This is a genomic window from Salinisphaera orenii subsp. halophila YIM 95161 (assembly GCF_003732545.1).
In the GTDB taxonomy this organism is placed as follows: Bacteria; Pseudomonadota; Gammaproteobacteria; order Nevskiales; family Salinisphaeraceae; genus Salinisphaera; species Salinisphaera orenii_A.
Genome location: NZ_AYKF01000129.1, coordinates 1 through 10,552, shown reverse-complemented (window position 1 = coordinate 10,552; position 10,552 = coordinate 1). Strand labels below are relative to the sequence as shown.

Below are 10,552 nucleotides of genomic sequence, written 5' to 3'. Positions count from 1 at the left end.
GCGGGGACGAGTTTCTCGTCCTGGTCAACGAACTCGACGCGCCCGCCGATGCCGCGGCCACCGCACGCCAGATTCTCGCCACCCTGCTCCAGCCCATCGACCTGAACGACCGGGAGTTCCGGATCACCGCGAGCATCGGCATCGCCATGTTCCCGGACGACGCCAGCGACGCCTCGGAACTGATGAAGCACGCCGATATGGCGATGTATGCCGCCAAGGAAGAGGGCAAGAACACGTTCCAGTTCTATGCGCCGGCGATGCAGGAGCGCTCGCTTCGCCGGATCGAGATGGAGAATCAGCTGCGGCGGGCGCTCGATCACGACGAGTTGTCGCTCGCCTATCAGGCCAAGATCAGCCTCGCCAGCGACCAGATCATTGGCGCCGAAGCCCTGCTCCGCTGGCAGAGCCCGGAACTCGGCGAGGTCACACCCTCGCGGTTCCTGCCCTTGGCCGAGGAGCTCGGGTTGATCCTTCCGATCGGCCGCTGGGTGCTCGAGACCGCCTGTGCCCAGAACATGGCCTGGCAGCGCGAGGGCATGAACGCGCTGCGCATGGCCGTCAACCTGTCGCCGGCGCAGTTTGCCGATCCCGAACTGGTCAGCCATCTGCGCACGGTGCTGGCCGATACCGGCATGCCGGCCCATTTGCTGGAACTGGAGATCACCGAAACCGCGGTCATGCGCGATGTCCGTAGCGCGCTGGCCAGGCTCACCGAAATCAAGGCACTGGGCGTGGTCATCGCGATCGATGATTTCGGCACGGGGTATTCGTCGCTCACACAGCTACGCCGGCTGCCCGTCGACACGCTCAAGATCGATCGTTCCTTCGTGCGCGACCTGTCCCGCAACACGGACGACCAGTCGATTGCGCGTGCCATCATCACGATGGGCCGGAACCTCAGTCTCAACGTCATCGCCGAGGGCGTCGAGACCGAGGATCAGCGGGATTTTCTGCGCTCGCAGGCCTGCGACGATATGCAGGGCTACTACTTCAGCCCGCCGGTCGATCAGGCCGCCTTTGCGGACCTTGTGCACGCCCACGGCGGCCATGCCACGCCCGAGCCGCCCGCTTCAGGTCCGGGCAACCCACGCTCGTGAGACGTCACTGAGCTGCCTTGACCCCGCCGCGGGCTTGAATGCGCGGCCGCCGCACCCCAGTTAGAAGGCACGCGTGCCGTCATCGGCACAACACCGTTCCCGCACTGGAGGCCCGTCATGGCCAACACGCATCAGACCATCAACCCGGCGACCGGCGAGGTCATCGACACCTACGAACTCGCCACCGACGAACAGGCGCTGGCGACGCTGCGCGCCTCGCACGAGGCCTTTCTCGACTGGCGCAAGACATCCCTCGAGGAACGCGCCGGCATCCTGCGCGAGATCGCCAAGCGCCTGCGTGCCAACAAGGATGACTACGCCGCACTCATGACCCGGGAGATGGGCAAGCCGATCGCCCAGGGCGGCGGCGAGATCGAGCTCTGCGCGGCGATCTGCGAATTCACGGCGGACAATGGTCCCCAGGAGCTGGCCGACGAGGAGCGCGATCTCGACGGCGGCCGGGCGCTGGTGAGCTACCAGCCGATCGGCGTGATCCTGGGCATCCAGCCCTGGAACTTCCCGTTCTATCAGGTGGTGCGCTACGCGGTGGCCAACATCATGGCCGGCAACACCGTGCTGCTCAAGCACGCGCCCAACGTCTGGGGCGCGGCCGTCGAAATCGAGAAGCTGTTCGTCGCGGCCGGCCTGCCGAAGAACGTGTTCCGTTCGCTGTTCATCGACGCCGATCAGACCAGCCAGCTCATCGAGCACGAGTACGTGCGCGGCGTCACCCTCACCGGCAGTCCCCGCGCCGGCAGCGCGGTCGCGGCCAAGGCCGGCGAGCAGCTCAAGAAATCGGTGCTGGAGCTCGGCAGCAACGACGCCTACCTGGTGCTCGAGGACGCCGATATCGATCGCGCGGTCGAGACTTGCGTGCAGGGACGCATCTACAACAACGGCGAGACCTGTGTCGCGGCCAAGCGCTTCATCGTCGTCGACGCCGTCTATGACGCCTTCCGCGAGAAGTTCGTCGAGAAGATGCGCCAGATCGAATACGGCGACCCGACCGATCCGAACACCGCGCTCGGCCCGATCGCGCGCGAGGACCTGCGCGATACGCTGCACGATCTGGTCAAGCGCTCGATCGACCAGGGCGCGACCTGCGTGTGCGGCGGCGAGATCCCGGACGGCCCGGGCTATTTCTACCCGGTGACCGTGCTCGAGGACCTCAAGCCGGGCATGCCGGCCTATGACGAGGAACTGTTCGGCCCGGCCGCCTCGCTGATCCGTGCGGCCGACGAGGCCGAGGCCATTCGCGTGGCCAACGACTCGCGCTACGGCCTGGGCGGCGGCATCTTCTCGAAGGACGAGCAGCGCGCCATCGATATCGCCCGCAACCTGTTCGATACCGGCATGGTCAACATCAACGGCTATCGCCTGGCGCAGCCGCATCTGCCGTTCGGCGGCGTCAAGGACAGCGGCTACGGCCGCGAGCACGGCGGCTTCGGCATGAAGGAATTCGTCAACGCCAAGTCGGTGATGATCATCGACTGATCCCGCGGCGACGCACTGGCCCGCCCCGAGCGCCCGCATTCCGCGTGAATGCGGGCGCTTTTTCATGCCCGCGACCCGGCCGGCGCGGCATGCAGCCGCGGGCCCGCTATCGGCGGTGTCGATTCGCACCCGCCTCATCCCGAACCAACGGCCGGTGCGACCCGGCGGCACGTCCGCGCGTAGTGGCTGCGGGCCACATCGCTGCACAGGACAGCTTGTGTACAACCAGTTTGTCTACACTGTGGCCGGCGATACGCACCCGTGCCGGGCGATCGCCGGAGCGCCCCGTAGGACGGGCTCGGTAGGACGGCGACACGCCGACAGCACGGCCAGACCGTGTCGGGCCCGCAGACCGTTCACCGCCGGAGTTGTCGATCGATGGAAGCCGCCGCCTACCTGACCAAGAGCTACGACCCGGCGCTCGTGACGCTATCGGTCGGTGTCGCGATGCTCGCGGGCTATGCCGCGCTCGATCTGACCGATCGCGTGCACGCGGCATCGCGGCGCCAGACCGGGATCTGGCTGGCCGCCGGCGCGCTGATTCTGGGCTCCGGCATCTGGTCGATGCACTTCATCGGCATGCTCGCGCTCGAGCTGCCGATGACGATGCGCTACGCGATCGGCCCCACCGCGCTGTCCTGGCTGATGGCGGTGGTCGCTTCGGCCGCCGCACTCGGGCTGAGCTGTCGCGCCGCGCTCGAGCGCTGGACCTGGCTGGCCGGATCGCTGCTGATGGCCGTGGCCATCGCCGGGATGCACTACACCGGCATGCACGCCATGCCGATGGCCGCGGAGATCGTCTACCAGCCCGCGTGGGTCGCCTTCTCCCTGCTCGTGGCCTTTCTTCTGGGCTCGGCGGCCGCGCTGGGCCTGTCGTTCGCCCTGCGCGACTGGCAACGGCGCCTGCGTATCGTCAAGAAGCTGGGCGCGGCGGCCCTCATGGGCGGCGCCATCGCCGGCATGCACTACGCGGGCATGGCGGCCGCCCATTTCCCCGCGACCATGACCGACTACAGCGGCGGCGGCGTCGATGCCCACTGGCTGGCGGTGCTGATCAGCTCCCTGTCGCTGGTGCTGCTCGGCTCGACACTGCTGGCCGCGGCGCAGGATCGTCGCCTGGAGTATCGAACGGCCAACCTCGTGGCCTCGCTGCGCGACGCCAACGATCAGCTGCACTACAGCAGCTATCACGACGAGCTCACCGACCTGGCCAACCGCAGGCTACTGGACGAGCGCCTGGAGGCGGCCATGGAGCGGGCCGAGCGTGCCGGCACCGAATTCACCGTTTTCTACATCGATCTCGACGGCTTCAAGGCCCTAAACGACCAGCTCGGTCATCGCGCCGGCGACGAGGTGCTGGCCCGCGTGGCCCAGGGCATGCGCGGCACCATGCGCGAGGGCGATACGGTCGCACGGATCGGCGGCGACGAATTCCTGATCGTCGCCGACGCCGTGCCCGACGACGAACAGGGCCGGAGCCTGGCCTCGCGCGTGCTGGCCGCCATCCGCCAGTCCACGCACGAGGCGCCGGGGCTGTCGGCGAGCATCGGCTGGGCGCGCTATCCGGCACACGGCCAGACAGCCGAAGCTCTGGTGGCCGCCGCGGATCTGGCGATGTACCACGCCAAGAAGAACGGCAAGAACGGCGCGGTCGGCTACCGGCCCGACATGGCCGCGGCCGCGGAGGCGGAATTCGGCCTCCAGCGCGAGCTGGCCGACGCGCTGGCGCGGCAGGACATCGTGGTGTATTACCAGCCGAAGTTCACGGCAGCCAGCCGGGCGCTCAGCGGCGCCGAGGCCCTGGTGCGATGGCGGCATCCGCAGCAGGGGCTGATCCCGCCCGACCGCTTCATACCGGCCGCCGAGCGTTCCGGCCAGATCGAGGCCCTGGAGATCCACGTGCTGGACACCGTCTGCGCCCAGATCCGTCGCTGGCTCGACGCCGGCTTCGACGTGCCGCGCATCTCGGTCAATCTGTCGGCCGGCCGGGTCAGCGATTCCGGCCTGCCGGCCCGGGTGCAGCAGTGTCTGGACAGCCACGGCGTGCCCTCGCGTTACCTGATGTTCGAGATCACCGAGACGGTGGCGATCCAGGGCATGCTCAAGGCCGTCGACACGCTCAAGCAGTTCGCGCGGATGGGCGTTGACGTCGCCCTCGACGATTTCGGCACCGGCCATTCCAGCCTGTCGTATCTGGAGAAACTGCCGATCCAGCAGCTCAAGATCGACCGCTCGTTCATCGGCGCCCTGACGGACGGGACATCCCAGCAGTCGGCCATCGTGCGCTCGATCGTCGCCCTGGCGCACAGCCTCGATCTGGCCGTGGTAGCCGAGGGCGTCGAGACCGAAGACCAGCTGCGCTACATCGTCGAGCTGGAATGCGACGAGATGCAGGGGTTTCTGTTCAGCCAAGCCGTGCCCGCCGACGCGTTCGCGGACTTCATGCGCGACGCGAGCCGGGCCGTCGCGCCCTCGGGCGCCGCCCCGCGCTACGGCTGAGCGATCCCCGCGGCGGGCGATGCCGCCGGCGTCGCCACGCGTTCGGCGCCGAGGGGCGGCCCGGCCACCGGGCCCGACGCGACCAGGCACGGCCGCCGGCAGCGTACGGCTTCGACCCTCACGGGCTCGCTCGAGATCCCCGGCCCCCGTCGGCCCGATGTGCCGGCGCGATCCCGCGCGTCGCCAGTCCGCCGCGGCCGGGCACGGCGCCGCAGGCATCCTTCCGGTCACCCGACGGCGATCACGGCCCGCACTGGCGCGCACGGTGGCGCTCGGCGTAACGTCGACGTCCATCACGCGCCGCCAGCCCGCCGCGACGGGCGGCGCGCATCGCCGATTCACCCGGACAGAAGGAGCCCCTCATGCAAAGCAATCTCGCCGGCCGGCGCGCCGTCATCACCGGCGGCAGCCGTGGCATCGGTTTCGCCATCGCCCGCGCGCTGGCGGCGGAAGGCGCGCACGTCTCCATCTGCGGGCGCGGCGCCGAGCGGCTCGAGGAGGCGCGTGCGGAGCTGGCCGGCCACGGCGTGACCGCGCATGCGGCGACCTGCGACGTGGCCGACGCCGAAGCGGTAACGGCTTATGTCGAATCCGCGGCGGCCGCGCTCGGCGGCATCGACATCCTCGTGAACAACGCCTCCGGCTTCGGTGCCGGCGACAGCGAGGAGGGCTGGGCGACCAGCATCGACGTCGACCTGCTCGGCACCGTGCGCGCCACCCGCGCGGCCCGCCCCTGGCTGGAGGACAGCGAAGCCGCGAGCGTGATCCATATCGCCTCGATCGCCGGCCAGGCGGCCTCGGCCCGCACCGCGGCCTATGGCGCCGTCAAGGCCGCGCTCATCCAGTACACCCAGTCGCAGGCCGCCGACATGGCGGCCCACGGCGTGCGCGTGAACGCCGTCGCCCCCGGCTCGATCGACTTCCCGGGCGGTCTCTGGCAGCAGCGCAAGGCCCGCGATCCGGACCTTTACGAGCGCACGCGAGCCAGCATTGCCTTCGGCCGCTTCGGCCGGCCGGACGAGATCGCCAACACCGTGGTCTTTCTCGCCTCGCCGCTGGCGTCGTGGATCACCGGCCAGACCGTGACCGTGGACGGCGGCCAACTACTGCGAAGCTGAGCCGGCGCTGTACCCGTGCCCGGGCAACCGCCGCACCGGTTGTTCGTCATGCCGTCCGAGCCGCTCGTCGCGCCGCTCCGTTCTGGCACGCTCGCGCTGCCCTCGCATGGCCGTCTCCACGGGGCCGCCGCCGCACGATCATCGCCGCACGCGATCACTCATAGATCACGGCCCAGGGAGCCGGGCAGCGCGCCGACGTGTGTCGCGCGCGGGCCCGGCGAACCGATCCGCGCCGGGACGCGGCCACACGAAGTACGAGCCCGCGGGACGGGCCGCGCCGGCCCGGATCGCTGCGGTGCCGGGCCGCGGGACGCTTCCCGGCACCTCCGAAAGCCCGGAAAAACGCCTGTCGCCACGTCGTGGAAGCGCCGCGCAGAAGACTGCACATCGTATCCTGCGCGACGCGAGTCGCCGATCGCAGCGAACCCCGATCAAGCCGTAACGCCGCGGGGCCCATGGTCGATTGTCCACGGGCGGCTCATCCCTGGGGCACAAACGCTTCGACACCTCGGCGCGGTGCGGCGATCCCGGGCGCCGACACGTGGCGCCGCATGAGGCCACTGCGCGCACGGCGCCTCGTCCTCCCGCAACACGGATCCTGGTGGACGCGCTCATGAAGTGATGACCGGCCCGTGTGCCCTACAATCCGGCGCTGTCGCCGGCTGGGGCCGCACGACGACACGACGCACCCAGCGCCGCGTCTTGTACGACAATAGCCGCCGGCACGGCCGCTCGGGGCGTCGGCCCGGGCACCGCGTCGTATCGCCGCCCGGGCCGTGGCGCACGCCGAGCCGCCGACCCGCGCGGGAACGCGTCACGCCCCGTCGGCGTCCCAGCCACCCACCGCCCACGCATCAGCCAGGCTGCCCGTCTTGTCCGTCACCCGACACGCCACCCTTCGCCGGATCGAAAGCACCCGCCTGATCGGGCTGGCGCTGCCGATCCTCGGCGCCCAGCTCGCCCAGGTGGCGATGGGCACCGTGGACGTGGCGATGACGGGCCACGCCAGCGCGCGCGACCTGGCGGCGGTGTCGGTGGGTTCCAGCCTGTGGCTGCCGCTGGTGCTGTTCATGATCGGCACGCTCATGGGCCTGACGCCGATCGTGGCCCAGCACGTGGGCGCGCGCCGCTTTGGCGCGATCCGCCCGGCCGTACATCAGGCGCTGTGGGTCGCGGCCGTGCTGGGCGTGGCCTGTGCGCTAGGCGTGCGCGCACTGGCCGCACCCGTGTTCACGCTCATGTCGGTGCCGGAGGACGTGGCCACACTCGCGCTGCGCTATCTCGACGGCGTCGCCCTCGGCCTGCCGGCCATCGCGCTCTACGAAACGCTGCGCTTCTATTCCGACGGCATGGGCCATACCCGGGCCTCGCTGCAGTTCGCGCTGCTGGGGCTGGCGGTGAATATCGTCGCCAACTATGGGCTCATCCACGGCGGTGACGGCCTCGTCGCGCTGTTCGGCGCCGATCTGCCGGCGCCGCTGCTCGCCCTGCCCGCGCTCGGCGCGGCCGGCTGCGGCATCGCCACGGCGATCTCGATGTGGACGATGTTCGTAGCGATGTTCTGCTACACGCGGCTCGCCAGGGTCTATGCGCGCGCCCGCTTCGGCGCGGCCTTCTCCTGGCCGGTGCCGGCGCTGATCGGCGAGCTGCTGCGCGTGGGTCTGCCGGTGGGCGTGGCGATCTTCGCCGAGGTGTCGCTGTTCACGGTGATCGCGCTGTTTCTGGCCGGCTACGGCGAGATCGTGATCGCCGCGCATACGGTGGCGCTGAACTTCAGCTCCGTGCTGTTCATGCTGCCGCTGTCGCTCGGCATGGCGCTGACCGTGCGCGTGGGCCAGGCGCTGGGCCGCGGCAAGTATCGCCATGCGCGCTTCGTGGCCTTCAACGGGGTGGCCTGCGCGCTGGCAGCGGCGTTCGTGATCGACCTGATCATCGTTCTCGGCGCGCCCTGGGCGGTATCGCTGTATACCGGCAACGCGGAAATCCAGCGCCTGGCCGTGCAGCTGCTGCTGATCGCCACGCTCTATCAGTTTTCAGACGCGCTGCAGGTGAGCATCGCCGGCGCGCTGCGCGGCTACAAGGACACGCGCATCATCATGATCGTGACGCTCGTCTCCTACTGGGGCGTCGGCGTGGGCCTGGGCAACCTGCTCGGGCGCGGCGTCGCCGGCGCCTTCGAAGGGCTGGGCGTCTACGGCTACTGGATCGGGCTGATCGCCGGGCTGAGCGTGGCCGCCGCCCTGCTCGGCCGGCGGCTGGTGTGGGTGTCGCAGCTGCGGCGGCTGTCGGCGTCCGGGCCTTGAACGACGAGACCGGACAAACGATGAGACGCGTCGCGGATATTCCAGGGCTGATGCGTTAGCCAGGCATGGCGGTCCGCGAAGCGACAGTTCGGCTTCCGATGCTCGGAAGCCAGATTTCTTGTGCGAGATGGAGCTACGCGGGGTGGCCTACGGCGCCCATGCACCGTGCAAGACTTTCAACTCCTCTTAACCCGGTCACGAAGTCGCCTCTTGTGATACCCCCATCACCCATGCCTTGACGGCCGCAAGGGTCGGATCGTGCCGGCGGTTTTCGGGATACAACAGAAAGAACGCGCGATCTTCCAGCTCGGGGCCGAAGGGTTGTACCAGGCGCCCGTCCGCCAACTCGTCTTCGATGAGCTGGCGATTCATCAGTATCACGCCCTGGCCGCCCACGGCCGCTGCAATGGCGTGGTTTTCGTCCGAAAACGCCAGCCCTGCGCCGGTATTCAACCCGGCCATTCCCGCTTGCTTCTGATATCCCGGCCAGTCCATGGGCGATATCAGCACGCCCTGGGGGCGAAAGTGAATCAGCGGATATTCCGCTACGGCCTCGCCCAGGCGCTGGGCAAGGCCCGGGCTGCAGGCCGGAATCAGGGTGGTACCGAACAACTTGTCAGCGATCAGCCCCGGCCAGCGGCCGTCGCCGTGGCGAATGGCCATATCCGCCGTCAATCCATCCAGGGCCACGGGCTCGTGGGTGGCATGAATACGCAGATCGATATCGGGGTTGGACTCACGCAGCTTGTAAATCCAGGGCAGCAGCCAGCGTACGGCGACCACCGGGGTGGTCGTCAGCGTCAGCGCCTGGCGCTCGGGAACGGCGCTCAGCCGTTCGATGGTATGGCTGATGGCGTCGAACGACGATTCCAACACCTGCTGAAGCTCGCGCCCGCGCGGGGTCAGCTCGAGCTGTCGCGGCTTACGCACGAACAGCGCCATGCCCAGCGCCGCTTCCAGCCCTCGAACCTGATGACTGATCGCCGTCGCCGTGACCGAGAGTTCCAGCGCCGCCTGCTTGGCGCTTTCATGCCGGGCCGCGGCTTCAAAGGCCCGGAGTGCCGAAAGTGAGGGCAGGCGGCGCTTTTTCATGGATGAATTCATCTCATCTGTCAGCCCGCAAAAAGATCGTTTGTAGGGCTCGCTGACGCCCGCCTATGCTGAATCCGTCGTCAATCATAGATGAACTCAATTCAGAAATGGAGCCCGCTCATGTCACACATTCTGCATATGGATGCCAGCGCTCGACCCGGGCTTGCCGGTACCGATCACCACGGTTCCCACAGCCGTTACTTGTCCCACCAGTTTGTCAGCCGGTGGCAGTCTCGCCGGCCAGAAGACGCTGTCGTTTATCGAGATCTGGGGCAATGCCCGCCCTCTTTCATCAACCACGACTGGGTGGCGTCCGCCTTTACGCCCGACGAGCGCCGCGAGCCCTGGATGAGAGACGCACTGGCCGAAAGCGACGAGCTGGTCGATGAGCTGATCGCCGCGGATATCGTGGTGATCGGCACGCCGCTCTATAACTTCGGCATGCCTGCGCCGCTGAAGACCTGGGTCGACCAGGTCGTCAGGATCGGCCGAACGGTCGATATCGACGAGACCAACCCATCCGAGACTTATATCGCCAAACTCGCCGATCGCGAACGCCATGTGGTCGTCCTCGCGGCGCGCGGGGGCATGAACATGGCCACCGGCGAAGAGATGGCGCATATGAACCATCTGGAATCCCTCCTGGCCTCGGCGTTTGTATTCATCGGTATTACCCGTATGCATACCGTGGCCACCGAGGGGCAGGAAGCGGGCGGCGAAGTGTTGGCGAAGTCGATCGCTGACGCGACACGTAAAGTCGAGCGGCTTGTAGACGAGCTACAGGTGGCAGCGAATGCGACACCTCGCAACGCGCTTCCAGCCAGGGCTGGCACGTTAGATACCGCCTAGCGGCGGGCGAAGCGATAATCCGGCTTCCGGTGTTTAGGAGCCGGATTATCGTACGGGCGCGCCGGCGAGCCGCGAATAAGCTTGCAACGCCGATGCACAA

7 protein-coding genes are annotated in these 10,552 nt (G+C 68.4%); 6 read left to right on the top strand and 1 reads right to left on the bottom strand.

The genetic code is table 11. The features are described 5' to 3' along the window. The 5 genes from SAHL_RS15750 to SAHL_RS15730 form a co-directional block, all read left to right on the top strand. The coding region (locus tag SAHL_RS15750) for a putative bifunctional diguanylate cyclase/phosphodiesterase (RefSeq protein ID WP_148045587.1) at positions 1-1,097 on the top strand (1,097 nt) is incomplete at its 5' end. Positions 1,098-1,214: 117 nt separating this feature from the next. After that, positions 1,215-2,591, top strand: a complete 1,377-nt coding sequence (locus tag SAHL_RS15745) for an NAD-dependent succinate-semialdehyde dehydrogenase (RefSeq protein WP_123592374.1) — start codon at positions 1,215-1,217, stop codon at positions 2,589-2,591. 378 nt (positions 2,592-2,969) lie between these two features. After that, positions 2,970-5,090: a putative bifunctional diguanylate cyclase/phosphodiesterase gene (locus SAHL_RS15740; protein WP_123592373.1), complete on the top strand. Its 2,121-nt coding sequence runs from the start codon at positions 2,970-2,972 to the stop codon at positions 5,088-5,090. 362 nt (positions 5,091-5,452) lie between these two features. Next, positions 5,453-6,208 (top strand): SDR family NAD(P)-dependent oxidoreductase, encoded by a 756-nt coding sequence (locus SAHL_RS15735; RefSeq protein ID WP_123592372.1) that lies wholly within the window; start codon positions 5,453-5,455, stop codon positions 6,206-6,208. Between the two features lie 872 nt (positions 6,209-7,080). Next, complete coding sequence (locus SAHL_RS15730; protein ID WP_123592371.1) at positions 7,081-8,511, top strand: MATE family efflux transporter; 1,431 nt, start codon at positions 7,081-7,083, stop codon at positions 8,509-8,511. Between the two features lie 195 nt (positions 8,512-8,706). On the opposite strand, the gene SAHL_RS15725 is transcribed toward SAHL_RS15730, so the two are convergent. Beyond that, on the bottom strand, positions 8,707-9,603 hold the full coding sequence (locus SAHL_RS15725; RefSeq protein ID WP_123592370.1) for a LysR substrate-binding domain-containing protein: 897 nt from the start codon (positions 9,601-9,603) through the stop codon (positions 8,707-8,709). 120 nt (positions 9,604-9,723) lie between these two features. Between SAHL_RS15725 and SAHL_RS15720 the strand changes: the two genes are divergently transcribed. Then, positions 9,724-10,452, top strand: coding sequence for an FMN-dependent NADH-azoreductase (locus SAHL_RS15720; protein WP_123592375.1), 729 nt, complete (start codon positions 9,724-9,726; stop codon positions 10,450-10,452). Positions 10,453-10,552 lie beyond the last annotated feature (100 nt).